Below are 25,504 nucleotides of genomic sequence, written 5' to 3'. Positions count from 1 at the left end.
TCAATGAGTGTCTTGAAAAAGGACGCGATTCTATCAGGCCCGGGCGCGCAAGGCTAAAGAGAAGGGCGGATCAATGACAGGCTGTGGCGATGGCCGGCCAGATAATCGTCGATGCAACGAATGATCAACTCGCTGCGCCAGTGCTCGCGCTGTTCGAGCAGTTCGTCGCGGCTTAGCCATTTGGCGCCGAGGATGCCGTCATCCAGTTGATAGTCGGGGCGATGGTTCAAGACCTTGGCGGCGAAACAGACGCGCTGGTAAGTCACGCCGTTGCTGGGCGCGGTGTACAGGTAAATGCCCACCACGTCGGTGGGTTCGACGTCCCAGCCGGTTTCTTCCAGGGTTTCGCGTACAGCGGCTTCAATCAGTGTTTCGTCTGGATCCAGGTGGCCGGCCGGCTGGTTGAGCACCGCTCGTCCGCCCTTGGATTCTTCCACCATCAGGAAGCGGCCGTTGTCTTCGACGATGGTGGCGACGGTAATGTGGGGTTGCCAGTCCATGATGTCTCCTCGATTCCAGTAGCTGCATTCGGTCTATGTGCGAGCCTGCTCGCGATAGCGGTGTGTCAGGCGGCATCAGTATTGAATGTTATACCGCCATCGCGAGCAGGCTCGCTCCCACAAGGGCTAGGGCGTTCACAAGTCTGGCGTTCATCCTGATTCCCATAGGGATGGTGGGTTTGGAAACACAAACCCCGGCACAAGGCCGGGGGTTGTGATGTTCTCTTACAACCTTACACCAGCGCAGCAATCGCCGCATTGAAGGTAGCGCTCGGGCGCATGGCCTTGCTGGTCAGCTCTGGGTTGGCGAAGTAGTAACCGCCAATGTCCACTGGCTTGCCTTGGACGGCGTTGAGCTCGGCAACGATCTTCTCTTCATTGTCGGTCAGGGTCTTGGCCAGGGGCGCGAACTGAGCCTTGAGGGCAGCGTCGTCGTTTTGAGCGGCCAGTGCCTGGGCCCAGAACAGGGTCAGGTAGAAGTGGCTGCCACGGTTGTCGATGCCGCCGACTTTGCGCGAAGGCGATTTGTTGCGGTCCAGGAACTCACCAGTGGCCTGGTCGAGGGTCTTGGACAGAACCAGTGCCTTCGGATTGTTGTAGGTCACGCCCAGGTGTTCGAGGGACGCGGCCAGGGCCAGGAATTCGCCCAGGGAATCCCAGCGCAGGAAGTTTTCTTCCAGCAGTTGTTGGACGTGCTTGGGTGCCGAACCGCCAGCGCCGGTTTCGAACAGGCCGCCACCGTTCATCAGCGGCACGATCGACAGCATCTTGGCGCTGGTGCCCAGTTCCATGATCGGGAACAGGTCGGTCAGGTAGTCGCGCAGCACGTTGCCGGTCACCGAGATGGTGTCCTTGCCTTCGCGGGTGCGGGCCAGGGTGTATTTCATCGCGTCGACTGGCGACATGATCTGGATGTCCAGGCCGCTGGTGTCGTGGTCCTTCAGGTAAGCCTGGACCTTCTCGATCACCACGCCGTCGTGGGCGCGCATCGGGTCCAGCCAGAAAATGGCCGGGGTGCTGCTTGCACGGGCACGGTTGACGGCCAGCTTGACCCAATCCTGGATCGGCGCGTCCTTGGTCTGGCACATGCGGAAGATGTCGCCGGCTTCGACAGTCTGTTCCATCAGCAGGGTGCCCTTGCTGTCGGTGACGCGCACCACGCCGTCGGCCTTGATCTGGAAGGTCTTATCGTGGGAGCCGTACTCTTCGGCTTTCTTGGCCATCAAGCCTACGTTCGGCACACTGCCCATGGTGGTCGGATCGAACGCACCGTTGGCCTTGCAATCTTCGATCACCGCCTGGTAGATGGTGGCGTAGCAGCGGTCCGGGATCACGGCCTTGGTGTCGTGCAGTTGGCCATCGGTGCCCCACATCTTGCCGGAGTCACGGATCATGGCCGGCATGGAGGCGTCGACGATGACGTCGCTCGGCACGTGCAGGTTGGTGATGCCTTTGTCGGAGTTGACCATCGCCAGGGCAGGGCGCGACGCATAGACCGCCTGGATATCGGCTTCGATCTGCGCCTGCTGCTCGGCCGGCAGGGCCTTGATGCGAGTGTACAGGTCGCCGATGCCGTTGTTCAGGTTGAAGCCGATCTGCGCCAGCACGTCAGCGTGCTTGGCCAGGGCATCTTTATAGAACTCGGCGACGATCTGGCCGAACATGATCGGGTCGGAAACCTTCATCATGGTGGCTTTGAGGTGGACCGACAACAGTACGCCTTGTTGCTTGGCGCTTTCGATTTCAGCGGCAATGAAGGCGCGCAGGGCGTTCTTGCTCATCACGGCGCAGTCGAGGATCTCGCCGGCCTGGACGCTGGTTTTTTCTTTCAGGACGGTGGTGGTGCCGTCCTGGGCAATAAACTCGATTTTCACGGCGTCAGCGGCGTCGATCAGGGCAGCTTTCTCGCTGCCGTAGAAATCGCCGGAGCTCATGTGGGCTACATGGGACTTGGAGTCCGCAGCCCAGGCGCCCATCTTGTGTGGGTGCTTGCGGGCATAGTTCTTGACCGACAGCGGTGCGCGGCGGTCGGAGTTGCCTTCGCGCAGCACCGGGTTCACGGCGCTGCCCTTGACCTTGTCGTAACGGGCGCGAGCGTCTTTCTCGGCCTCGGTGGTCACGGTTTCCGGGTAGTCCGGCAATGCATAGCCCTGGGCCTGCAGTTCCTTGATCGCGGCCTGCAGTTGCGGGACCGAAGCGCTGATGTTCGGCAGCTTGATGATGTTGGCTTCAGGTGTCACGGCCAGTTCGCCCAGTTCGGCGAGATGGTCGGCTACGGCTTTGTCACCCAGTTGCTCGGGGAAGCTGGCCAGGATGCGCCCTGCCAGAGAGATATCGCGGGTTTCCACGGCGATATCGGCCGAAGCGGTAAAGGCTTCGACGATCGGCAGCAGCGAATAGGTGGCGAGGGCGGGCGCTTCGTCGGTGAAGGTATAGATGATCTTCGAGCGGGTGGGCATATTCGGATTAACTCTCTTCTTTGCTAAAGCATGCGCAGAAACTCGAGGGCGCCGGGTAAGCGCGTTCGTTCAAAGTCATCCGTGAACCGAATGTCGAGGTTTCTTCGCGGTGATGTTGGGTGCATCAGTCGAGCGTCAAGCGGTCGGGCCGTGGTAACGGACCGGCTTTTAACGGGCGGAAAGTCCTGTCGCAGAGCAGTCAGCCATCGTGACCCTGTGGTCAGCGGCGGCATTATACATAGGTAGCTGGCGATCTGCCGATGGTTCATAGACTTTAGTGCTCGTCCATTGGTCTAAACGTCGCAGTGGGCGGAACGCGTCTATGCTCATGTTTGGCGCTTTTCCCTTGGTTTTCAGGGTTGTACGCGGCGAACTGTATCTCTTTGGTCTTGGTAGGGTTTGCGCGCCGATTCAACTGGGGTACGCTCGAACGCAGCCAGATGTTTAATCCAAGCAATGGAGTTCAGCATGGGGTATCAAAAGATTCAGGTTCCGGCCGTCGGTGACAAAATCACCGTCAATGCAGACCATTCTCTTAATGTTCCTGACAATCCGATCATTCCTTTCATCGAAGGGGATGGCATTGGTGTCGACATCAGCCCGGTCATGATCAAGGTCGTGGACGCTGCCGTGCAGAAGGCCTACGGCGGCAAGCGCAAGATTTCCTGGATGGAGGTCTATGCCGGTGAAAAAGCCACCCAGGTCTACGACCAGGACACATGGCTGCCCCAGGAAACCCTGGATGCGGTCAAGGATTACGTGGTCTCCATCAAGGGCCCCCTGACCACGCCGGTCGGTGGCGGTATCCGTTCGCTGAACGTGGCCCTGCGTCAACAGCTCGACCTGTATGTCTGCCTGCGTCCGGTGCGCTGGTTCGAAGGTGTGCCGAGCCCGGTCAAGAAGCCTGGCGATGTGGACATGACGATTTTCCGCGAGAACTCCGAAGACATCTATGCCGGCATCGAGTGGAAGGCCGGCTCGGCCGAAGCCACCAAGGTGATCAAGTTCCTCAAGGAGGAAATGGGCGTTACCAAGATCCGTTTCGACGAGGACTGTGGTATCGGCGTCAAGCCCGTGTCCAAGCAGGGCACCAAGCGCCTGGCCCGCAAGGCATTGCAATATGTAGTCGATAACGACCGCGATTCGCTGACCATCGTGCACAAAGGCAACATCATGAAGTTCACCGAAGGTGCCTTCAAGGAATGGGCCTACGAAGTGGCGGCCGAGGAATTCGGCGCGACCCTGCTCGATGGCGGCCCTTGGATGCAGTTCAAGAACCCCAAGACCGGCAAGAACGTCGTGGTCAAGGACGCCATCGCCGACGCCATGCTCCAGCAGATCCTGCTGCGTCCGGCTGAATATGACGTGATCGCGACCCTGAACCTCAACGGTGACTATCTCTCCGACGCCCTGGCGGCGGAAGTGGGCGGCATCGGCATTGCCCCGGGTGCCAACCTGTCGGACACCGTCGCCATGTTCGAAGCCACCCACGGCACCGCGCCCAAGTACGCGGGCAAGGACCAGGTCAACCCGGGCTCGCTGATCCTGTCGGCTGAAATGATGTTGCGCCACATGGGTTGGACCGAAGCGGCCGACCTGATCATCAAGGGCACCAATGGCGCGATTTCGGCCAAGACCGTGACCTATGACTTCGAACGCCTGATGGAGGGCGCGAAGCTGGTGTCGTCTTCGGGCTTTGGCGATGCGCTGATCGCCCATATGTAAGACAATCGGCATGAAAAAGCCCGGCTCGAGTGATCGAGCCGGGCTTTTTTCATGCCCGCAAGCTATCGCAGGTCAATGGGTCTCGGTGACCTTGATTTCCACGGAGGCAGGTGTGTTTTGAACTTCGATGGGCGTAATGTTGACTGCGTGCAGGCCTTTGGGCCCCTGGATGACATCGAATTTTACAGGCTGCCCGGCTTTCAGGGTTTTATAGCCTTCCATATTGATTGCCGAGTAGTGGGCGAAAAGGTCTTCCTCCCTGCCAGTCGCTAGGATGAACCCGTAGCCTTTGGCATTGTTGAACCATTTCACCTTGCCACTCATCTTGACGACCGACATAAACCATATCCCTCTGCAACGCACTCCATCACTGGAGTATCATCCGGTTCATCCGCAGTCTAATCTTGTTGTCAGGATCAATGCCGCGGACCTTTTTAACCCGCGATGGGCTCTATTGGTTGTAACACCGTTTTGCCGATAGTCAAGGTGACCCGGCGGTCGTGGTTGAAATCGCCAGCCGGCACCCCCATTAGTGTAAATGCCAACTAAACGAACCTTTCTTTCCATGCATGCAATCAGCCAGATTCGACTAACATTCAATCAGGATCGCCCGGATCAGCATGACGACGATTCCGCCGGCATTGCTGTCCAGGAAGCAAAGCCCGCGTTACAGGCGCCACCGATGTACAAGGTGGTTTTGTTCAACGATGACTACACACCGATGGATTTCGTCGTCGAAGTGCTCGAGGTGTTTTTTAACCTGAACCGCGAGCTGGCGACCAAGGTCATGCTGGCCGTCCATACAGAGGGACGGGCAGTGTGCGGAGTGTTTACCCGCGACATCGCCGAGACAAAGGCTATGCAGGTCAACCAGTACGCCCGGGAAAGCCAGCATCCGCTACTCTGTGAAATCGAGAAGGACGGTTAACGCCGACCACTTGGGTATGAGGTGAAGCCATGTTAAACCGCGAGCTCGAAGTCACCCTCAATCTTGCCTTCAAGGAGGCCCGTTCGAAGCGTCATGAATTCATGACGGTCGAGCACCTGCTGCTGGCCCTATTGGATAACGAGGCTGCCGCCACCGTTTTGCGTGCCTGCGGCGCGAACCTCGATAAACTCAAGCACGATCTGCAGGAGTTCATCGACTCCACCACGCCATTGATCCCCGTTCATGACGAGGATCGCGAAACCCAGCCAACCCTGGGCTTCCAGCGCGTTCTGCAGCGTGCTGTCTTTCATGTACAGAGCTCGGGCAAGCGCGAAGTCACCGGCGCCAATGTGCTGGTTGCCATTTTCAGCGAACAGGAAAGCCAGGCGGTTTTCCTGCTCAAGCAACAGAGCGTTGCGCGTATCGATGTCGTCAACTACATCGCCCATGGCATTTCCAAGGTGCCAGGGCACGGCGACCACTCCGAAGGTGAGCAGGATATGCAGGATGACGAGGGCGGTGAGTCTTCTTCCTCGGGCAATCCATTGGATGCCTATGCCAGCAACCTGAACGAACTGGCGCGCCAGGGGCGCATCGATCCGTTGGTGGGACGCGAGGCCGAAGTCGAGCGCGTCGCTCAGATCCTGGCCCGGCGTCGCAAGAACAACCCGCTGCTGGTGGGTGAGGCGGGTGTCGGTAAAACGGCCATCGCCGAGGGCCTGGCCAAGCGCATCGTCGACAGCCAGGTGCCGGATCTGCTGGCCAACAGTGTGGTCTATTCCCTCGATCTGGGTGCCTTGCTGGCCGGTACCAAGTACCGGGGCGACTTCGAGAAGCGCTTCAAGGCGTTGCTCGGCGAGCTGAAAAAGCGTCCCCAGGCGATCCTGTTCATTGACGAGATCCACACCATCATTGGTGCGGGCGCCGCATCCGGTGGTGTCATGGATGCCTCGAACCTGCTCAAACCGCTGCTTTCGTCGGGCGATATCCGCTGCATCGGTTCGACCACCTTCCAGGAGTTCCGCGGGATCTTCGAGAAGGATCGTGCCTTGGCCCGGCGTTTCCAGAAGGTCGACGTATCGGAGCCGTCGGTGGAAGACACCATTGGCATCCTGCGCGGCCTGAAAGGGCGTTTCGAGCTGCACCACAGCATCGAGTACAGCGATGAAGCGCTGCGCGCCGCCGCCGAGCTGGCTTCACGCTATATCAATGACCGGCATATGCCGGACAAAGCCATCGACGTTATCGACGAGGCGGGTGCCTACCAGCGCCTGCAACCGGCCGAAAGCCGCGTCAAGCGCATCGACGTACCGCAGGTCGAGGACATCGTCGCGAAAATCGCACGGATTCCGCCCAAGCATGTCACCAGCTCCGACAAGGAACTGCTGCGTAACCTGGAGCGCGACCTGAAGCTGACGGTGTTTGGCCAGGATGCGGCCATCGATTCGCTGTCCACGGCCATCAAGCTGTCTCGTGCCGGCCTGAAATCTCCGGACAAGCCGGTGGGTTCGTTCCTGTTCGCAGGTCCCACCGGGGTGGGCAAGACCGAAGCGGCGCGGCAACTGGCCAAGGCGATGGGCATCGAACTGGTTCGTTTCGACATGTCCGAGTACATGGAGCGCCATACCGTTTCGCGTCTGATCGGTGCGCCTCCGGGTTATGTCGGTTTCGACCAGGGTGGCCTGCTCACCGAAGCCATTACCAAGCAGCCACACTGCGTATTGTTGCTCGATGAAATCGAGAAGGCGCATCCGGAAGTCTTCAACCTGCTGCTGCAGGTCATGGATCACGGTACGTTGACCGACAACAACGGGCGCAAAGCGGATTTCCGCAACGTGATCATTATCATGACCACGAACGCCGGTGCCGAGACAGCGGCTCGTGCTTCGATCGGTTTCACCCATCAGGACCATTCGTCCGATGCGATGGAAGTGATCAAGAAGAGCTTCACGCCTGAATTCCGCAACCGTCTGGACACCATCATCCAGTTTGGTCGCCTCAGCCATGAGGTCATCAAGAGCGTGGTGGACAAGTTCCTTACCGAACTTCAGGCGCAGCTCGAAGACAAGCGTGTGTTGCTGGAAGTCACCGACGCGGCCCGCAGCTGGCTGGCGGAGGGTGGCTACGACGTGACCATGGGTGCGCGGCCGATGGCTCGCCTGATCCAGGACAAGATCAAGCGTCCGCTGGCGGAGGAGATTCTCTTTGGCGAACTGGCCGAGCATGGCGGTGTGGTCCATATCGACATCAAGGATGGCGAACTGACCTTCGAGTTCGAAACCACGGCCGAAATGGCTTGATCTTTATACGCAACAATGCAAAAGGCGCCGAAAGGCGCCTTTTTGCTTTTTTCGAGAAGCGCATCGAACCCTGTGGGAGCGGGCTTGCTCGCGAATGCGATTTCACATTCGGCATCTATGCAAGCTGATCTACCGCATTCGCGAGCAAGCCCGCTCCCACAGGGTGTGGGGTTGGCCTCAATGCTGGATGTTATTGCCAGCACTTGTGAGGCTTAGTCGCAGGCAAACAAAAACGCCCGGCATGAGCCGGGCGTTTTGTGTCGACCTGTTAGCGAGCGCGGTAGGTGATGCGCCCTTTGCTCAAGTCATAGGGCGTCAGCTCGACGCGCACTTTGTCACCGGTCAGAATACGAATGTAGTTCTTGCGCATCTTGCCGGAGATATGCGCGGTAACGACGTGCCCATTTTCCAACTCCACACGAAACATGGTGTTGGGCAGGGTGTCGACGACAGTGCCTTCCATTTCGAAGCTGTCTTCTTTCGACATGCAGTAAAGCCCTCGGTATCCAGTGAATGGCCCGGTGCAACTGCGCCAGGCAAAAGCGGCGTGCATTGTGCCCGAAAAAGGGGGGGCAAGCCAAGGGGTTCTTGGGGGCGTTCTCTGTTGTTCTTTATCGCGGAGGGGAAGCCAATCGAGAGCGTCCTCTAGTTGAGAACCACCCAGCGCTGGTTGATCAGCAATTCGATAGGCCGATATTGAGTCTTGTAGTTCATTTTTTTGCAGTTCTTGATCCAGTAGCCCAGGTATACCGCTTCCAGGCCCAGGCGCCGGGCTTCGGCGATCTGCCAGAGAATGGCAAACCGTCCCAGGCTGCGGCGCTCCTCATTGGGCTCGTAGAAGGTGTACACCGCGGAAAGGCCGTTGGGCAGCAGGTCCGTCACGGCAATGGCCACCAGTCGTCCTTCGAGGCGGAACTCATAAAAACGGGAGAAGGGCAGGTCGCGAACCAGAAAGGTGGAGAACTGATCGCGGCTGGGCGGGTACATGTCGCCGTCGGCATGGCGTTGCTCGATATAGCGTTGGTACAGGTCGAAATACTCTTCGGTGAACTGTGGCTTGGCAGGCCGGACCTGGATGTCGGCGTTACGCTTGAAAATACGTTTTTGCTGACGATTGGGAGCAAATTGCACCACGGGGATGCGCGCCGGCACGCATGCATTGCAATGCTGGCAATGGGGCCTGTAGAGGTGATCGCCGCTACGACGAAAGCCCATCTCCGACAGGTCTGCGTAGACATGCACGTCCATGGGCTGGCTAGGGTCGAGGAACAGCGTCGTGGCCTGCTCCTCGGGCAGATAGCTGCAAGAGTGGGGCTGAGTGGCATAAAACTTCAAACGCGCCAACTCGGTCATGATCAACCCTCGGGGATAAGCTTTGGTTAAGTGTAAGCCACGCGCGCCGATGTCGCTCAGCAAACCCAGGTTGCCCGGTTGGGGCGGTCCAGATGTGCCTTGAGATAACCGGCAAACATTGCCCGCGGAATTGAGCGGGCGCCCAGGCTGTGCAGGTGCTCGGTGGGCATCTGACAGTCTATCAGCACGAAATCTGCGGTCTTGAGATGGTTGACCAGCGTCGCAAAGCCGAATTTCGAGGCATTGTCAGCCCGGCTGAACATGGACTCGCCAAAAAACAGCTGCCCCATGGCCAGGCCGTACAGGCCGCCCACCAACTGGCCCTCGTCCCAGACCTCCACCGAATGGGCGAAGCCGCGCCGATGCAATTGCAGGTAGGCGGTTTGCATGGCTTCGGTGATCCAGGTGCCGTCGGCGTAGGCGCGGGGCTCGGCGCAGGCCTTGATGACGGCTGCGAAATCCTTGTCGAACGTCACTTGGTAACGTTGCTTGCGCAAAAGCTTGCCCAGGCTGCGGGAGATGTGCAGCTCGTCGGGAAACAGAACGGTGCGCGGGTCAGGCGACCACCACAGGATCGGTTGGCCTTCGGAGAACCATGGGAAGCACCCATGGCGGTAGGCCTGGATCAATCGGTCGGCAGACAGATCGCCGCCAGCGGCCAGCAAGCCGTTGGGGTCGCGCATGGCTTTTTCCAGAGGAGGAAAGTCGAAGGTGTTGCGTTGTAACCAAGTCAGCATGGTGGTCCGGGATTGCGGAAGGGGAGGGGGGCGAGGAGGGGGCAACGCCTCGCCACAGGAGATTAACCGTCAAACGGCAGGGATGTCATCGAGATACTTTTCCGCATCGAGCGCGGCCATGCAGCCGGCGCCGGCAGAGGTAATGGCCTGGCGATACACGTGATCGGCCACGTCGCCGGCCGCGAACACGCCTTCGATATCGGTGGCGGTGGCATTGCCTTCGCTGCCGCCGCGCACCAGCAGATAGCCGTCGCGCATGCTCAACTGGCCCTGGAACAGTTCGGTATTGGGTTTATGGCCGATGGCGATGAACACGCCGGCCAATTGCAATGTGCTGGTCTCGCCGCTCTGGCTGTTGCGCAGACGGGCGCCGGTCACGCCACTGGCGTCGCCCAGCACTTCGTCCAGGTTCTGGTTCCAGTGCAGGCGGATATTGCCGTTGGCGGCTTTCTCGAAGAGTTTGTCCTGGAGTATTTTTTCCGAGCGCAGCTTGTCCCGGCGATGAATCAGGTGCACTTCCCTGGCGATGTTGGACAGGTACAGGGCTTCCTCCACCGCTGTGTTCCCTCCGCCGACCACCGCCACCACCTGGTTACGGTAAAAGAACCCGTCGCAGGTGGCGCAGGCGGAAACGCCCTTGCCGGCGAAGGTTTCCTCCGAGGGCAAGCCCAGGTATTGGGCCGAAGCGCCGGTGGCGATGATCAAGGCATCGCAGGTGTAGGTGCCGCTGTCGCCGACGAGCTCGAACGGGCGCTGCTGCAACTTGGCGGTGTGGATATGGTCGTAGACAATCTGTGTATCGAAGCGCTCGGCGTGCCGCTGCATGCGTTCCATGAGCACCGGGCCGGTCAAGCCTTCGACATCGCCGGGCCAGTTATCGACTTCGACGGTGGTGGTGAGCTGGCCTCCGGCCTGCAGGCCGGTGATGACAACAGGCTTGAGGTTGGCACGGGCGGCGTATACGGCTGCGCTGTAGCCGGCGGGGCCGGAGCCGAGAATGATCAGGCGTGAATGCTTCGCTTCGTTCATAAAAAACACCTCATAAGCCTTTGTCACAAAAGAGAATGCATGCTCAAATTGGCTCCGGTATACCCCTGATTCTGGCTATGCTTGTAACTGAGGCGATGCGATGCCTCGGGGCCGATAAAGCCGTACAATGCACATGTTTTGAACGCAGGATGAGCCAAAGGTCCACATCTTCGGCAACACCTGCGGTTTTCCGGATGCACGTCTCAGTGGTAAAAATAGTACCGATTGTGCACATTCACTTTTTTACCTGCTCGTTTCGAGCAGTTTTTTGCAGTCATTCAACAGATGGACGCGCCATTGGCGCAGGAAAAGAAGCGTTTTGAAGAAATCCACCGCAGCACCCAAGACAGTCGTTCCGCTCTGGCGCCAGCAGTTGCACTACCGGCTCAAGGAAGGTGCATTGATCGCCATCGGAGCCTTGTGCCTGTTCCTGATGATGGCCCTGCTGACCTATGGCAAGGACGATCCGGGCTGGAGCCACAACAGCAAGATCGAGGACGTGCAGAACTTTGGCGGGCCGGCCGGTTCCTACAGCGCCGACATCCTGTTCATGGTGCTGGGCTATTTCGCCTATATCTTCCCCTTGCTGCTGGCGATCAAGGCCTACCAGATCTTTCGCCAGCGTCACGAGCCATGGCAGTGGAGCGGCTGGCTGTTTTCCTGGCGCCTGATCGGCCTGGTGTTCCTGGTGCTGTCGGGGGCCGCGCTGGCCCATATCCATTTCCATGCCCCTACCGGCCTGCCAGCCGGGGCGGGCGGTGCGCTGGGGGAAAGCCTCGGCGACCTGGCCAGGAACGCACTGAATATCCAGGGCAGCACGCTGCTGTTCATCGCCCTGTTCCTGTTCGGCCTGACGGTGTTCACCGATCTTTCCTGGTTCAAGGTCATGGACGTGACCGGCAAGATCACCCTCGACCTGATCGAACTGATCCAGGGCGCCGTGAACCGCTGGTGGGCGGCGCGCACAGAGCGCAAGCAACTGGTGGCGCAACTGCGTGAAGTGGATGATCGGGTCCATGACGTCGTGGCGCCGGTCGTACCAGACAAGCGCGAGCAGGCCAAGGTCAAGGAACGCCTGATCGAGCGCGAGCAAGCCCTGAGCAAGCACATGTCCGAGCGCGAGAAACAGGTGCCGCCAGTCATCACCCCGGCGCCGGCCAAGGCCCCGGAGCCGAGCAAGCGCGTGCAGAAGGAAAAACAGGTGCCGCTGTTCGTCGACAGCGCGGTGGAAGGCACCTTGCCGCCGATTTCGATCCTGGACCCCGCCGAGAAGAAGCAGCTCAACTATTCCCCCGAGTCCCTGGCCGCCGTCGGTCACCTGCTGGAGATCAAGCTCAAGGAGTTCGGTGTCGAGGTGTCGGTGGATTCGATCCATCCGGGCCCGGTCATTACCCGTTACGAAATCCAGCCGGCCGCGGGCGTGAAGGTCAGCCGCATCGCCAACCTGGCGAAGGACCTGGCGCGCTCCTTGGCCGTGACCAGCGTGCGGGTGGTGGAAGTGATTCCGGGCAAGACCACCGTCGGTATCGAGATCCCCAACGAAGACCGCCAGATCGTACGGTTCTCCGAAGTGCTGTCGACGCCCGAGTATGACAACCACAAGTCACCGGTCACCCTGGCCCTGGGCCACGACATCGGCGGCAAACCGGTCATTACCGACCTGGCGAAGATGCCCCACCTGCTGGTGGCCGGTACTACCGGTTCCGGTAAATCGGTGGGCGTGAACGCCATGATCCTGTCGATCCTGTTCAAGTCCGGCCCGGAAGACGCCAAGTTGATCATGATCGACCCGAAAATGCTCGAACTGTCGATCTACGAAGGCATCCCGCACCTGCTGTGCCCGGTGGTCACCGACATGAAGGACGCCGCCAACGCCTTGCGTTGGAGCGTCGCCGAGATGGAGCGGCGCTACAAACTGATGGCGAAGCTGGGCGTGCGTAACCTGTCGGGCTTCAACGCCAAGGTCAAGGAAGCCGAAGAGGCGGGTACGCCTCTGACCGATCCGCTGTACCACCGCGAAAGCATCCACGACGAAGCGCCGTTGCTGCATAAGTTGCCGACCATCGTGGTAGTGGTGGACGAATTTGCCGACATGATGATGATCGTCGGCAAGAAGGTCGAAGAACTGATCGCCCGTATTGCCCAGAAGGCACGTGCGGCCGGTATTCACCTGATTCTCGCCACCCAGCGGCCGTCGGTGGATGTGATTACCGGCCTGATCAAGGCCAACATCCCGACCCGCATGGCGTTCCAGGTGTCGAGCAAGATCGACTCACGGACCATCATCGATCAGGGTGGCGCCGAGCAATTGCTCGGTCACGGTGACATGCTCTACATGCCGCCGGGCACCAGCCTGCCGATCCGGGTGCACGGTGCGTTCGTGTCCGATGATGAAGTTCATCGGGTGGTGGAAGCCTGGAAGCTGCGTGGCGCCCCTGAATACAACGACGACATCCTCAACGGCGTCGAAGAGGCTGGCAGCGGCTTCGAAGGCGGCGGTGGCGGTGGTGACGAGGACGCGGAAACCGATGCGCTCTATGACGAAGCGGTACAGTTCGTCCTGGAAAGCCGTCGGGCGTCGATTTCTGCCGTCCAGCGCAAACTCAAGATCGGCTACAACCGCGCCGCGCGCATGATCGAAGCCATGGAAATGGCCGGGGTCGTGACGGCCATGAACACCAACGGTTCGCGCGAAGTACTGGCGCCGGGCCCGATGCGCGACTAACGACCTGAGCGGCCTGGCAGCAGGCCACTCGCCCCCCACGACTTCATGAGGACTCCCATGCGCCTGATTCGCATGTTGCTGTTGCCCGTACTGGCCCTGACCACCTTGTCGGCTCATGCCGCTGAAAAGGATGTAGCTCGCCTGACCCAGTTACTGGAAGGGTCCAAGACCCTGACCGCGCGTTTCTCCCAGTTGACCCTCGACGGCAGCGGTACTCAGTTGCAGGAAACTGCCGGTGACATGGCCCTGCAGCGTCCGGGGCTGTTCTACTGGCACACCGATGCACCGGCCGAGCAACTGATGGTCTCCGATGGCCAGAAAGTCTCCCTGTGGGACCCGGACCTGGAGCAGGTCACCATCAAGACGCTCGACCAACGCCTGACCCAGACCCCGGCGTTGCTGCTTTCGGGCGACATTTCCAAGATCAGCCAGAGCTTCGACATCAGTGCCAGGGAAGCGGGCGGCGTGATTGACTTCACCCTCAAGCCCAAGACCAAGGACAGCCTGTTCGACAGCCTGCGCCTGTCGTTCCGCAATGGCCTGGTCAATGACATGCAGTTGATCGACAGTGTCGGCCAGCGCACCAACATTCTGTTCACCGGGGTCAAGGCCAACGAGAGTATTCCTGCGTCCAAGTTCAAGTTCGACATCCCGAAGGGTGCCGACGTCATCCAGGAATAAACACCGGCCCCCTGTGGGAGATGGCCTGTGGGAGCAAGGCTTGCCCGCGATACGGACACCTCGGTGCATCTGGGAGACCGAGGCGATGCAATCGCGGGCAAGCCTTGCTCCCACAGATCTGCTCTGACATAGAGGATTGGCAGCAGGATTCAGCGGAGGTTTGGTAGGTAGTGATGGACCTGTTTCGAAGCGCCCCGATTGCCCAGCCATTGGCCGCCCGCTTGCGGGCGACCAATCTGGATGAGTATGTCGGCCAGGAGCATGTGCTCGCTCGCGGCAAGCCCTTGCGCGAAGCGCTGGAGCAGGGGGCCTTGCATTCGATGATATTCTGGGGGCCGCCGGGCGTTGGCAAGACCACGCTGGCGCGGCTGCTGGCGGAAGTCTCGGATGCTCATTTCGAAACGGTGTCGGCGGTGCTGGCTGGGGTCAAGGAAATCCGCCAGGCGGTGGAAGTGGCCAAGCAACAGGCCGGGCAGTACGGCAAGCGCACCATTTTGTTCGTTGACGAAGTGCACCGTTTCAACAAGTCACAACAGGATGCCTTCCTGCCATACGTCGAGGATGGCACGCTGATCTTCATTGGCGCCACCACTGAAAACCCTTCTTTCGAGCTCAATAACGCCTTGCTGTCCCGAGCACGGGTCTATGTCCTCAAGAGCCTCGACGAGGCGGCCATGCGCAAGCTGGTGCAGCGAGCGCTGACCGAGGAGCGGGGCCTGGGCAAGCGCAAGCTGCGCTTGAGCGATGAAGGTTTCCAGATGCTGCTGTCCGCCGCCGATGGCGATGGCCGTCGGTTGCTCAACTTGTTGGAGAACGCTTCGGACCTGGCCGAAGACGACAGCGAGATCGGTATCGAGCTGCTGCAAAGCCTGCTGGGCGATACCCGTCGGCGCTTCGACAAGGGGGGCGAGGCGTTCTACGACCAGATTTCCGCGCTGCACAAATCCATACGTGGTTCCAACCCCGACGCAGCGCTGTACTGGTTCGCGCGAATGATCGACGGCGGTTGCGACCCGTTGTATCTGGCGCGACGGGTGGTGCGCATGGCCAGCGAGGACATCGGCAATGCCGACCCGCGAGCCCTGAGCCTCTGTCTGGCGGCCTGGGACGTGCAGGAGCGTCTCGGCAGCCCCGAAGGCGAGCTCGCCGTGGCCCAGGCCATCACCTACCTGGCCTGTGCGCCAAAAAGCAACGCAGTGTACATGGGCTTCAAGGCGGCGATGCGCAGCGCCACCGAGCATGGTTCCCTCGAGGTACCGCTGCACCTGCGCAACGCGCCAACCAAGCTCATGAAGCAATTGGGCTATGGCGAAGAATACCGTTATGCCCACGACGAGCCGGACGCCTACGCCGCCGGCGAAGACTATTTCCCCGAAGAACTCGAACCCCAGTCGTTCTATCAACCGGTGCCCCGTGGCCTCGAGCTGAAGATCGGTGAAAAACTCAACCACCTGGCGCAATTGGATCGCCTGAGCCCACGGCAGCGGAGAAAGCCTTGATCCCTCTGATACTTGCAGTTTCCGCTGGTGGCATTGTCGGCACCTTGGCGCGCTTTGCCGCCGGTAATTGGGTCAACGCAAATTGGCCACGGCACTTCTATACCGCGACGCTGACCGTTAATATCGTGGGCTGTCTGCTGATCGGCGTTCTATACGGTCTGTTTCTGATTCGTCCCGAAGTGCCTGTCGAAGTGCGCGCGGGGCTTATCGTCGGCTTCCTTGGCGGCCTGACGACCTTTTCGTCCTTTTCACTGGATACGGTGCGCCTGCTGGAAAGCGGGCAGGTGCCGCTGGCCCTGGGCTATGCGGCTGCCAGCGTATTCGGCGGGCTGCTCGCGACCTGGGCTGGCCTGTCCCTGACCAAACTAATCTAAACGAGAGACCGACATGCTCGATTCCAAACTGTTACGTAGCAACCTTCAGGACGTAGCGGACCGCCTGGCATCCCGTGGCTTCGCCCTCGACGTCGCGCGCATCGAAGCGCTGGAAGAGCAGCGCAAGAGCGTCCAGACCCTGACCGAAAGGCTGCAAGCCGAGCGTAATGCGATCTCCAAGAGCATCGGCCAGGCCAAGCAACGCGGCGAAGACATTGCGCCGTTGATGGCGAACGTCGAGAACATGGGCACCGAACTCAACAACGGCAAGATCGAGCTGGACCGGATCCAGACCGAGCTGGATGCGATCCTGCTGGGCATTCCGAACCTGCCTCACGAGTCTGTGCCGGTCGGCGAAGATGAAGACGGCAACGTCGAAGTGCGTCGCTGGGGCACGCCGAAGACTTTCGATTTCCCGGTGCAGGATCACGTGGCCCTGGGTGAGAAGTTCGGCTGGCTGGACTTCGAAACCGCCGCCAAGCTGTCCGGCGCCCGTTTCGCGTTGCTGCGCGGACCGATTGCCCGCCTGCATCGCGCCCTGGCCCAGTTCATGATCAACCTGCACGTCACCGAGCACGGCTACGAAGAGACGTACACGCCCTATCTGGTCCAGGCGCCGGCCCTGCAGGGCACTGGTCAGTTGCCGAAATTCGAAGAAGACCTGTTCAAGATCGGCCGCGATGGCGAAGCCGATCTGTACCTGATCCCGACCGCCGAAGTATCGCTGACCAACATCGTTGCTGGCGAGATCATCGACGCCAAGCAGTTGCCGATCAAGTTCGTCGCCCACACGCCGTGCTTCCGCAGCGAGGCCGGGGCGTCAGGTCGTGATACTCGCGGCATGATCCGCCAGCACCAGTTCGACAAGGTCGAGATGGTGCAGATCGTCGAACCTTCGAAGTCCATGGAAGCACTGGAAAGCCTGACCGCCAACGCCGAGAAGGTCCTGCAACTGCTGGAACTGCCGTATCGCACCCTGGCGCTGTGCACCGGCGACATGGGCTTCAGCGCGGTGAAGACCTACGATCTGGAAGTGTGGATCCCGAGCCAGGACAAGTACCGCGAGATTTCCTCGTGCTCCAACTGTGGGGATTTCCAGGCCCGCCGCATGCAGGCGCGTTTCCGTAACCCGGAGACCGGTAAGCCGGAACTGGTCCACACCCTCAATGGCTCGGGCCTGGCGGTGGGCCGCACCCTGGTGGCCGTACTGGAGAACTACCAGCAGGCCGACGGTTCGATCCGCGTGCCTGAGGTGTTGAAGCCCTACATGGGCGGCATCGAGGTCATCGGTTAAATGGATTATCTGCCACTGTTCCATAACCTGCGCGGTAACCGCGTGCTGGTGGTGGGCGGCGGGGAAATTGCCTTGCGCAAATCCCGGCTGCTGGCCGATGCCGGCGCGTTGCTGCGGGTGGTCGCACCCGAAATCGAGCCGCAGTTGCAGGAGCTGGTCCGTGGCAGCGGGGGTGAATGCGTCCTGCGTGGATACCTCGAAACGGACCTGGACGGCTGCGCCCTGATCATTGCCGCCACCGACGACGAACCGCTCAATGCCCAGGTGTCGGCCGATGCCCATAAGCGTTGCGTGCCCGTCAACGTGGTGGACGCGCCGGCCCTGTGCAGCGTGATCTTCCCCGCCATTGTCGACCGCTCGCCCCTGGTGATCGCGGTATCCAGCGGCGGCGATGCGCCAGTGCTGGCCCGGTTGATCCGGGCCAAGCTGGAGACCTGGATTCCCTCTACCTATGGTCAGCTGGCCGGGCTGGCGGCGCGTTTTCGCAGTCAGGTCAAACGGTTGTTTCCGGATGTGCAGCAACGACGGGCATTCTGGGAAGACGTGTTTCAGGGTCCCATTGCCGACCGGCAACTGGCCGGGCAGGGCGCCGAGGCCGAACGCTTGTTGCGCGAGAAAATCGACGGCCAGGCACCGGAGGCCCGAGGCGAAGTCTATCTGGTGGGTGCCGGGCCCGGTGACCCTGATCTGCTGACCTTTCGCGCCTTGCGCCTGATGCAACAGGCGGACGTGGTGCTTTACGACCGCCTGGTAGCGCCGGCGATCCTGGAGTTATGCCGACGTGACGCCGAGCGGGTCTATGTCGGCAAGCGCCGCTCCGAGCACGCGGTGCCCCAGGATCAGATCAACCAGCAACTGGTGGACTTGGCCCGCCAGGGCAAGCGCGTGGTGCGGCTCAAGGGCGGCGATCCGTTCATTTTCGGTCGGGGCGGCGAAGAGATCGAGGAGCTGGCGGCCCATGGCATCGCGTTCCAGGTCGTTCCGGGCATTACCGCCGCCAGTGGCTGCGCGGCGTATGCCGGGATTCCACTGACCCATCGTGACTATGCCCAATCGGTGCGCTTCATCACCGGCCACCTCAAGGACGGTACCAGCGACTTGCCGTGGGCCGACCTGGTGTCCCCGGCCCAGACCCTGGTGTTCTACATGGGCTTGGTCGGCCTGCCGATGATCTGCAACGAGCTGATCAAGCACGGTCGCGCGGCGGATACGCCGGCGGCGTTGATCCAGCAAGGCACCACGTCCAACCAGCGGGTCTTCACCGGCACCCTGGCGAACCTGCCACAACTGGTGGCGGAGCATGAGGTTCATGCGCCAACATTGGTGATCGTCGGGGAAGTGGTGCAACTGCGGGAGAAACTGGCGTGGTTTGAGGGGGCGCAGGGGCAGGTCTAGAAAGACCGCGTCGCGCTTTTCGCGAGCAAGCCCGCTCCCACAGGGGATTGATGTCGGCCTTGATATTCCGGCTGAACGAAATCCAATGTGGGAGCGGGCTTGCTCGCGAAAGGGCTCTCAGCTACAACAAATTTTCAGGAACAGTTCTCAACCCCGCCAAATCCCTTTCCCACTCAACCGCCCCCGATCATGGGCAACCGTGAAATCCTGCAACGGCCCCTTGGGCACGATCCCATTCGGGTTGATGGTCTTGTGGCTGCCGTAGTAATGACGCTGGATATGAGTGAAATCCACGGTCTCGGCAATGCCCGGCCACTGGTACAGCTCCCGCAGCCAGTTCGACAGGTTCGGGTAGTCGGCGATGCGGCGCAGGTTGCATTTGAAATGGCCGAAATACACCGCATCGAAACGGATCAGTGTCGTGAACAGGCGGATATCGGCTTCGGTAAGGTATTCACCGGTCAGGTAGCGTTTCGACCCCAGTAACCCGTCCAGTCGGTCCAGTTCGGTAAACAAGTGATCGAAGGCGTCTTCATAGGCTTGCTGGGTGGTGGCGAACCCGGCGCGATAGACACCGTTGTTCACGGCTGGGTAGATGCGCTCGTTCAGGGCATCGATATCGCTGCGCAGGTGTTCGGGGTAGAAATCCAGATCGTTGCCGGTCAGGCCGTCGAAGGCGCTGTTGAACATGCGGATGATTTCCGCCGATTCGTTGTTGACGATGCGTTTGCGCTGCGTGTCCCACAGGGCGGGCACGGTGACGCGGCCGGTGTAGTCCGGCGTGTCGCTGGTATAGCGCTGGTGCAGGAAACTCAGGTCGTCCAGTTTGTCGCCGGTGGAGCCGTGGGCCTTGTCGAAGGTCCAACCGTTTTCCAGCATCAGGTAGCTGACCACCGAGACATCGATCAAGTCTTCCAGGCCCTTGAGCTTGCGATAAATCAGCGTGCGGTGGGCCCAGGGGCAGGCCAGAGACACATACAGGTGGTAGCGTCCCGATTCGGCGGCAAACCCGCTGTCCCCTGTGGGGCCGGCGCTGCCATCGACGGTGATCCAGTTGCGACGTTGCGCCTGTTCGCGCTGGAAAGTGCCGTCCTTGCTTTCATACCACTGATCCTGCCAGCGACCTTTGACTAACAAACCCATCTCGATCTCCTCGACCTATAAACATTGGAGACGAGTCTATTCCGATAGGTTCGAACAAAAAGCGCAAAGGTTGGGCGTTGATGATCGATTAAATCGATCTATCGCGGGCACTCCAGTACAGGCGGGCGCGGTCGAAGGCTTCTTCGCGGGTCAGGCCCAGGCCGCGCAGGGCCAAAGCCATCGTGGCGATCAGTGCCAGTTGTGGGTAGCTGTCTTCAAGGTCACCACGCCAGATCGCCTTCAAATGGTCGGGATCAAGACTTTCCGGCTTTACGTGGCGCTGCTCCGAAAGCCGTGGCCATTCTTCGTCCCAGCTCACGCCGCCCGTGGTGCCGTACAGATGGCTGTCGGCGTCCGGGTTGATTTCGATCTCGCCGCCGTCGCCCTTGATGACGATGGCGGTGTCGCCGAGCAAGCCGCTGGCCTCGCGATGCACCGCCTGGTAGCCAGGGTGGAAGATACTTTGCAGCCCGCAACGAGCCCCCAGCGGGTTGAGAATCCGCGCCAGGGAGTGGATCGGTGAACGCAGGCCAAGGGTGTTGCGCAGGTCGATCATGCGCTGCATTTGCGGCGCCCAGTCCACCAGGGGCATGAAGGCCAGGCCGCTGTGGTCCAGGGCGGCGCTCACCTGTTGCCAGTCGCGGCACAGGGGGATTTGCAGAAGCCCCAACAGCTGTTCTGTATAAAGACGGCCCGCCGTATGAGCGCCGCCGCCGTGCATGAAAATCCGCACGCCGTTTTGCCCTAGGCACCTGGCGGCCAGCAAGTACCACGGCAAGTGGCGCTTCTTGCCGGCATAGGTGGGCCAATCGAGGTCCACCGTCAGTGCCGGGACGACCAGGCGCTCGCGCAGGGCTTCGGTAAAACCGGCCATTTCCTCGGCGCTTTCTTCCTTGTGCCGCAATAGCATCAGGAAGGCGCCCAGTTGGGTGTCCTCGACCTGCTCGTCCAGCACCATGCCCATGGCCTCGCGGGCTTCTTCACGTGTCAGGTTGCGGGCGCCGCGCTTGCCTTTGCCAAGGATGCGTACGAACTGGGCGAAAGGATGTTCGGCCGGGGTCTGGAGGGTCAGCGATGGGAAGTCGGTCATAGGCAGTTCGTCGGTTTTGGCAGGCCCGCCAGTTTGGCGGCGAGTTTGGCGGGGGTGCCTTTGAACAGTCGGTTCAGGTGCAGGCTGTTGCCTTTGTCCGCCCCCAGTTTCAGGGCGGTGTACTTGATCAGGGGCCGGGTCGCGGGGGAGAGCTGGAATTCATCGTAGAAGCCGCGCAACAGTTCGAGAATCTCCCAGTGTTCGGGACTCAACTCGATGCCTTCGGCGGTAGCCAGCGCACTGGCAACATCGGTCGACCAGTCGTTCAGGTCGGCCAGGTAGCCGTCTTTGTCCAGCGTGATGGCGCGGTCACCCACGTTCAGTACACTCATAACCACGTGTTGACCTTGTCATGCCGGATCGACAGCTCGACGAAGGCAGGGTAATCAACGGCTTCGGCCCAGTCTGGAAGGTGCAGGCCTCGGGCCTGGAGGTCTTCGGCCAGCACGAACAGATTCAAGTTGCTGCCTTGCAGCTTTTCGAACGGTGCGCTGCCAGCTTGCAACGCATAGGTCGCGTCGCCGCATAGCAGCAGTGCATCCTGCGCCCCCAGGACCCGCAGGCAACTGGTGAAGCGCTGGTCGCCAAAGGGCGAATGAGACAACACATGCAAAGTCGACATCAGAGGGTGATCACCTGGTCGTAACGGTCAATGAGGGCGGCGATGTCCTGAGCGGTCAGCACCTTCAGATCATCCAGGGCCAGGGTCTCGGTGTCGACGCCCCGTTGGGTGGCGCTGTCGGCGCAGACGAAAAGCGCTTCGACACCGAACATCGGCAACGCCTGCAGGTTCGCGCTCAGGTCTTTTTGCTGGACAACCTTGGCGTTCTGGCCCGCGAGCAGTTGGAACACCCCGTCGTCGAGAAACAGCAGGCCGATGGGCAGGTCGAATGCGCCGCCGGCCAGCACGATGTCCAGGGCTTCCCGTGCGCCCGGTCCCGACCAGGGCGCCTGGCGGCTGATCAGCAATAGAGATTTGGCCATTATGCGCCTCCAAAACAGATCAAGCGGTCGGCGTCCTGGATCGCATCGTGCAACTGGCCCAGCCCGGACAGTGTCCAGGGGGCCTCGACGCTGACCGCTGAACGCTGGTAGCGCTGGGCTTCTTCATCGTTGAGTACCCCGCGTCGCAAGGCTGCCGCAATGCAGACTACGCCGTCGAGCTGGTTGTCGGTGACAAAGGTGCGCCATTGCCGGGGCAGGTCTGCCTCGTCCTGAGGCGTGACGACGCCGCTGTCGGCGTTATGGACGCCGTCCTGATAGAAAAACAGTCGGACGATTTCATGCCCGCCGGCCAACGCGGCCTGGGCGAACAGAAGGGCGCGGCGCGAGGAGGGCGCATGGGCGGCGGAAAACAGCGCAATGGCGAACTTCATGACAGACCCGATCAGCAAAACTGCGGCCATGATAAAGCTTTATGGGCGCAGGGGCGATTGCAGGGGGGCCAAAGTGCTACATTCCGCTTTTTCTCGATGAGTGAACGCAATGCGAATGTTGACGGTGGTCCTGGCCACCACCCTGCTGGCCGGCTGCGCGGGTTCGGCGATGGAACACGCCCGGACTCAAGCCCCTTACAAGACGATGACCTCGGACAAACCGGAACAGGTCGTGGCCCAGTGTGTGCAGTTTTCCTGGCAGGACGAAGCGGTGTTTGGCGTGGATGCCGGAGCTTACCTGCAACCGGGCAAGAAAGGCGGCTCGACGGTGTATACCCGTTCCGCCGAATCGTTTGTCGACCTGGAGAGCGGGGCGCAGGGCACGACGCTGAACTATTACGCGCGACACGATGATTTCGTGGCCAAGCGCCGGTTGGCGGCGTTGGCGACTTGTCTCTAGGCGGATGACCGGGTCGCCCGCTATCGCGAGCAGGGCTCGCTCCCACAAGGATTGATCTGCAGCTGGAATATCCAGGCTGACATCAACCCTTTGGGAGCCGGTTTCAATCGGCGGGGGGCAGGCGCTTCTGGAAGAAGAAGTGCCGATGCCCGGGCGGGTAATCGTCGATCCGACCGCACTCGGTGAAACCGTGCTTTTTGTAGAATTCCGGCGCCTGGAAGTCGAAGGTGTCCAACCAGATGCCCACGCAGCCTTTCTCCCTGGCCAGCTCTTCGGCCATTCGCATCAAGGTCGAGCCCGTGCCATGGCCGCGTGCCTGTTCCGGCACCACCAACAGCTCGATATACAGCCAACTGAAAAACACCCGGCCGTAGAGCCCGCCGACGATGTCGTTGCTGTGTTCGTCCCGCACCAGCCAGGCGACGAGTTCCGGTGACGTTCCCCCGGTCTTTGCCGTGTTGTAGGCCCGTAGCGGGGCGAGGATGGCCTGGCGCTCCTCGTCGGTGGGGGCGTCCGTGCGTTCGATTCGCAGCGTCATCGGTGATGTCCTTATACGTGAAAGTGATCCGCCAGAGCCTATCCCAAAGGTTAGGGTGGCGTCATGCGATCAACCGCGAACGGGCGGATTACGTAAACCAAGCCATACTGCCTGATGCTCTTGATGCGATCCGTGACCTATTAAAAACAAGAAGAGACCGACTCATGAAGTTCGAATGCCTTGCCCGAACCCTTCTGGCCACCTCCCTGACCCTCAGCTGTTTCTACGTGCAAGCCGCCTCCCAGGCGCCGGTCGCCGCCGAAAACGGCATGGTGGTCACGGCTCAGCATCTGGCCACCCACGTGGGCGTCGACGTGCTCAAGAACGGTGGCAATGCCGTGGATGCGGCGGTGGCGGTGGGGTATGCCCTGGCAGTGGTGTATCCGGCGGCGGGTAACCTGGGCGGTGGTGGTTTCATGACCCTGCAACTGGCCGATGGGCGCAAGACATTCCTGGATTTCCGCGAAAAAGCGCCGCTGGCGGCCACGGCCGACATGTACCTGGACAAGGATGGCAATGTCATCCCTGATCTGAGCACTCGCGGACACTTGGCGGTCGGGGTGCCCGGCACCGTTTCCGGCATGGAACTGGCGTTGAAGAAGTACGGCAGCAAGCCCCGCGCCGAACTCATCGCCCCGGCGATCCGTCTGGCCGAGGAAGGCTTCACCCTGGAACAGGGCGATGTGGACCTGCTGGAAACCGCCACCGATGTGTTCAAGAAAGACATGCGCGACTCCGGCGCGATCTTCCTGCACAACGGCGAGCCGATGCAGGTCGGCCAGAAACTGGTGCAAAAGGACCTCGCCCGGACCCTTCGGGAGATCTCGGCCAAGGGCGCCGATGGCTTCTACAAAGGCTGGGTCGCCGATGCGCTGGTCACCTCCAGCCAGGCCAACAAAGGCATCATTACCCAGGCCGACCTGGACAAATACAAGACCCGCGAGCTGGCGCCAGTGGAATGCGATTACCGTGGTTACCACATCGTTTCGGCCCCGCCCCCCAGTTCCGGCGGGGTGGTGCTGTGCCAGATCATGAATATCCTCGACGGCTATCCGATGAAGGACCTGGGCTTCCATTCGGCCCAGGCCATGCACTACCAGATCGAAGCCATGCGCCACGCCTACGTGGATCGCAACAGCTACCTGGGTGACCCGGACTTCGTGCAGAACCCCATCGATCATCTGCTGGACAAGCAATACGCCGCCAAACTGCGCGCCGCCATCGAACCGCAAAAGGCCGGGGATTCGCAGAAGATCAAACCCGGCGTGGCGCCTCACGAGGGCAGCAATACCACTCACTATTCCATCGTCGACCAGTGGGGCAACGCGGTTTCGGTCACCTACACCCTCAACGACTGGTTCGGCGCCGGTGTGATGGCGAGCAAGACCGGTGTGATCCTCAACGACGAAATGGACGACTTCACGGCCAAGGTCGGCGTGCCGAACATGTACGGTCTTGTGCAAGGCGAAGCCAACGCCATCGCCCCGGGCAAGGCGCCGTTGTCGTCCATGAGCCCGACCATCGTCACCAAGGACGGCAAGACCGTGATGGTGGTGGGAACGCCGGGCGGCAGCCGCATCATCACTGCGACATTGCTGACCATCCTCAACGTGATCGACTACGGCATGAACTTGCAGGAAGCGGTTGACGCCCCGCGTTTCCATCAACAGTGGATGCCCGAGGAGACCAATCTGGAAACCTTCGCGGCGAGCCCCGACACTCGTAAAATCCTTGAGAGCTGGGGGCATAAGTTCGCCGGCCCCCAGGATCCGAACCACATTGCCGCGATCCTGGTGGGGGCTCCGTCGCTGGGCGGAAAGCCGGTGGGCAAGAACCGTTTCTACGGTGCCAACGACCCACGCCGCAACACCGGGTTATCGTTGGGATATTGAGTTGCA

Annotated in this window: 25 protein-coding genes; 11 read left to right on the top strand and 14 right to left on the bottom strand. The window is 60.7% G+C overall.

What is annotated here, in order from left to right; all coding sequences use genetic code 11:
* Positions 1 to 53 precede the first annotated feature (53 nt).
* The gene (locus tag LCU97_RS21675) at positions 54 to 500 is read right to left on the bottom strand and encodes an NUDIX hydrolase (protein ID WP_232777728.1); all 447 of its coding nucleotides are present in this window, start codon (positions 498 to 500) and stop codon (positions 54 to 56) included.
* A 233-nt stretch (positions 501 to 733) separates the two neighbouring features.
* Positions 734 to 2,959 carry an NADP-dependent isocitrate dehydrogenase gene (locus LCU97_RS21670; RefSeq protein WP_232777727.1) on the bottom strand — a complete coding sequence of 742 codons (2,226 nt, stop codon included), beginning with the start codon at positions 2,957 to 2,959 and terminating at the stop codon, positions 734 to 736.
* Between the two features lie 468 nt (positions 2,960 to 3,427).
* Between LCU97_RS21670 and icd the strand changes: the two genes are divergently transcribed.
* Positions 3,428 to 4,684, top strand: coding sequence for an NADP-dependent isocitrate dehydrogenase (gene icd, locus LCU97_RS21665; RefSeq protein WP_053157781.1), 1,257 nt, complete (start codon positions 3,428 to 3,430; stop codon positions 4,682 to 4,684).
* Positions 4,685 to 4,756: 72 nt separating this feature from the next.
* On the opposite strand, the gene cspD is transcribed toward icd, so the two are convergent.
* Positions 4,757 to 5,008: a cold shock domain-containing protein CspD gene (cspD, locus tag LCU97_RS21660; RefSeq protein ID WP_172679674.1), complete on the bottom strand. Its 252-nt coding sequence runs from the start codon at positions 5,006 to 5,008 to the stop codon at positions 4,757 to 4,759.
* A gap of 241 nt (positions 5,009 to 5,249) precedes the next feature.
* Between cspD and clpS the strand changes: the two genes are divergently transcribed.
* On the top strand, positions 5,250 to 5,612 hold the full coding sequence (clpS, locus tag LCU97_RS21655; protein ID WP_053157775.1) for an ATP-dependent Clp protease adapter ClpS: 363 nt from the start codon (positions 5,250 to 5,252) through the stop codon (positions 5,610 to 5,612).
* Between the two features lie 29 nt (positions 5,613 to 5,641).
* The gene (clpA, locus tag LCU97_RS21650) at positions 5,642 to 7,912 is read left to right on the top strand and encodes an ATP-dependent Clp protease ATP-binding subunit ClpA (RefSeq protein ID WP_053157772.1); all 2,271 of its coding nucleotides are present in this window, start codon (positions 5,642 to 5,644) and stop codon (positions 7,910 to 7,912) included.
* A gap of 268 nt (positions 7,913 to 8,180) precedes the next feature.
* On the opposite strand, the gene infA is transcribed toward clpA, so the two are convergent.
* From infA to trxB, 4 genes are all read right to left on the bottom strand, one after another.
* Positions 8,181 to 8,399, bottom strand: coding sequence for a translation initiation factor IF-1 (gene infA, locus LCU97_RS21645; protein WP_002553999.1), 219 nt, complete (start codon positions 8,397 to 8,399; stop codon positions 8,181 to 8,183).
* A 158-nt stretch (positions 8,400 to 8,557) separates the two neighbouring features.
* Positions 8,558 to 9,265, bottom strand: a complete 708-nt coding sequence (locus LCU97_RS21640) for an arginyltransferase (RefSeq protein ID WP_053157769.1) — start codon at positions 9,263 to 9,265, stop codon at positions 8,558 to 8,560.
* A gap of 56 nt (positions 9,266 to 9,321) precedes the next feature.
* Complete coding sequence (gene aat / locus LCU97_RS21635; protein WP_053157766.1) at positions 9,322 to 10,002, bottom strand: leucyl/phenylalanyl-tRNA--protein transferase; 681 nt, start codon at positions 10,000 to 10,002, stop codon at positions 9,322 to 9,324.
* Between the two features lie 69 nt (positions 10,003 to 10,071).
* Positions 10,072 to 11,031, bottom strand: coding sequence for a thioredoxin-disulfide reductase (gene trxB / locus LCU97_RS21630; protein ID WP_053157763.1), 960 nt, complete (start codon positions 11,029 to 11,031; stop codon positions 10,072 to 10,074).
* A gap of 319 nt (positions 11,032 to 11,350) precedes the next feature.
* Here trxB and ftsK point away from each other — a divergent pair, with 319 nt between their 5' ends.
* The 6 genes from ftsK to cysG all read left to right on the top strand — a co-directional run bounded on the left by ftsK (position 11,351) and on the right by cysG (position 18,999).
* Entirely contained in the window at positions 11,351 to 13,756 is a 2,406-nt protein-coding gene (ftsK, locus tag LCU97_RS21625; protein ID WP_053157760.1) for a DNA translocase FtsK, read from the top strand.
* A 57-nt stretch (positions 13,757 to 13,813) separates the two neighbouring features.
* On the top strand, positions 13,814 to 14,437 hold the full coding sequence (gene lolA / locus LCU97_RS21620; protein WP_053157757.1) for an outer membrane lipoprotein chaperone LolA: 624 nt from the start codon (positions 13,814 to 13,816) through the stop codon (positions 14,435 to 14,437).
* Positions 14,438 to 14,610: 173 nt separating this feature from the next.
* A complete protein-coding gene (locus LCU97_RS21615) occupies positions 14,611 to 15,936 on the top strand; it encodes a replication-associated recombination protein A (protein ID WP_053157754.1) in 1,326 nt (441 codons plus the stop codon).
* A complete protein-coding gene (gene crcB / locus LCU97_RS21610; protein WP_053157752.1) occupies positions 15,933 to 16,310 on the top strand; it encodes a fluoride efflux transporter CrcB in 378 nt (125 codons plus the stop codon). Before LCU97_RS21615 ends, crcB begins: the two co-directional genes overlap by 4 nt.
* Positions 16,311 to 16,323: 13 nt before the next feature.
* Positions 16,324 to 17,604: a serine--tRNA ligase gene (serS, locus tag LCU97_RS21605; RefSeq protein WP_232777726.1), complete on the top strand. Its 1,281-nt coding sequence runs from the start codon at positions 16,324 to 16,326 to the stop codon at positions 17,602 to 17,604.
* Positions 17,605 to 18,999, top strand: a complete 1,395-nt coding sequence (gene cysG, locus LCU97_RS21600) for a siroheme synthase CysG (RefSeq protein ID WP_232777725.1) — start codon at positions 17,605 to 17,607, stop codon at positions 18,997 to 18,999. It abuts the gene before it with no gap.
* A 147-nt stretch (positions 19,000 to 19,146) separates the two neighbouring features.
* Here the strand turns inward: cysG and LCU97_RS21595 are convergent, their stop codons facing one another.
* The 6 genes from LCU97_RS21595 to tusD form a co-directional block, all read right to left on the bottom strand.
* Positions 19,147 to 20,142, bottom strand: a complete 996-nt coding sequence (locus LCU97_RS21595) for a glutathione S-transferase family protein (protein ID WP_053157743.1) — start codon at positions 20,140 to 20,142, stop codon at positions 19,147 to 19,149.
* An 88-nt stretch (positions 20,143 to 20,230) separates the two neighbouring features.
* A complete protein-coding gene (locus LCU97_RS21590; RefSeq protein WP_232777724.1) occupies positions 20,231 to 21,232 on the bottom strand; it encodes a glycosyl transferase family protein in 1,002 nt (333 codons plus the stop codon).
* Positions 21,229 to 21,564 (bottom strand): TusE/DsrC/DsvC family sulfur relay protein, encoded by a 336-nt coding sequence (locus LCU97_RS21585; RefSeq protein WP_232777723.1) that lies wholly within the window; start codon positions 21,562 to 21,564, stop codon positions 21,229 to 21,231. The genes LCU97_RS21590 and LCU97_RS21585 overlap by 4 nt, the downstream gene beginning before the upstream one ends.
* Positions 21,561 to 21,854 (bottom strand): sulfurtransferase complex subunit TusB, encoded by a 294-nt coding sequence (tusB, locus tag LCU97_RS21580; RefSeq protein WP_232777722.1) that lies wholly within the window; start codon positions 21,852 to 21,854, stop codon positions 21,561 to 21,563. Before tusB ends, LCU97_RS21585 begins: the two co-directional genes overlap by 4 nt.
* The gene (gene tusC, locus LCU97_RS21575) at positions 21,854 to 22,216 is read right to left on the bottom strand and encodes a sulfurtransferase complex subunit TusC (protein ID WP_232777721.1); all 363 of its coding nucleotides are present in this window, start codon (positions 22,214 to 22,216) and stop codon (positions 21,854 to 21,856) included. The genes tusB and tusC overlap by 1 nt, the downstream gene beginning before the upstream one ends.
* Positions 22,216 to 22,608, bottom strand: a complete 393-nt coding sequence (tusD, locus tag LCU97_RS21570) for a sulfurtransferase complex subunit TusD (protein WP_053158857.1) — start codon at positions 22,606 to 22,608, stop codon at positions 22,216 to 22,218. The genes tusC and tusD overlap by 1 nt, the downstream gene beginning before the upstream one ends.
* Before the next feature lie 109 nt (positions 22,609 to 22,717).
* Between tusD and LCU97_RS21565 the strand changes: the two genes are divergently transcribed.
* The gene (locus LCU97_RS21565) at positions 22,718 to 23,068 is read left to right on the top strand and encodes a hypothetical protein (protein WP_053157728.1); all 351 of its coding nucleotides are present in this window, start codon (positions 22,718 to 22,720) and stop codon (positions 23,066 to 23,068) included.
* Between the two features lie 103 nt (positions 23,069 to 23,171).
* Here LCU97_RS21565 and LCU97_RS21560 read toward each other — a convergent pair whose 3' ends face one another.
* The gene (locus tag LCU97_RS21560; RefSeq protein WP_232777720.1) at positions 23,172 to 23,606 is read right to left on the bottom strand and encodes a GNAT family N-acetyltransferase; all 435 of its coding nucleotides are present in this window, start codon (positions 23,604 to 23,606) and stop codon (positions 23,172 to 23,174) included.
* Between the two features lie 164 nt (positions 23,607 to 23,770).
* Between LCU97_RS21560 and ggt the strand changes: the two genes are divergently transcribed.
* On the top strand, positions 23,771 to 25,498 hold the full coding sequence (gene ggt / locus LCU97_RS21555; RefSeq protein WP_053157723.1) for a gamma-glutamyltransferase: 1,728 nt from the start codon (positions 23,771 to 23,773) through the stop codon (positions 25,496 to 25,498).
* The last annotated feature ends 6 nt before the right edge of the window (positions 25,499 to 25,504 follow it).

The organism is Pseudomonas uvaldensis (assembly GCF_021271205.1).
In the GTDB taxonomy this organism is placed as follows: domain Bacteria; phylum Pseudomonadota; class Gammaproteobacteria; order Pseudomonadales; family Pseudomonadaceae; genus Aquipseudomonas; species Aquipseudomonas uvaldensis.
Note: the sequence above shows the minus strand (reverse complement) of the source record. Positions and strands in the feature narration are given on the sequence as shown.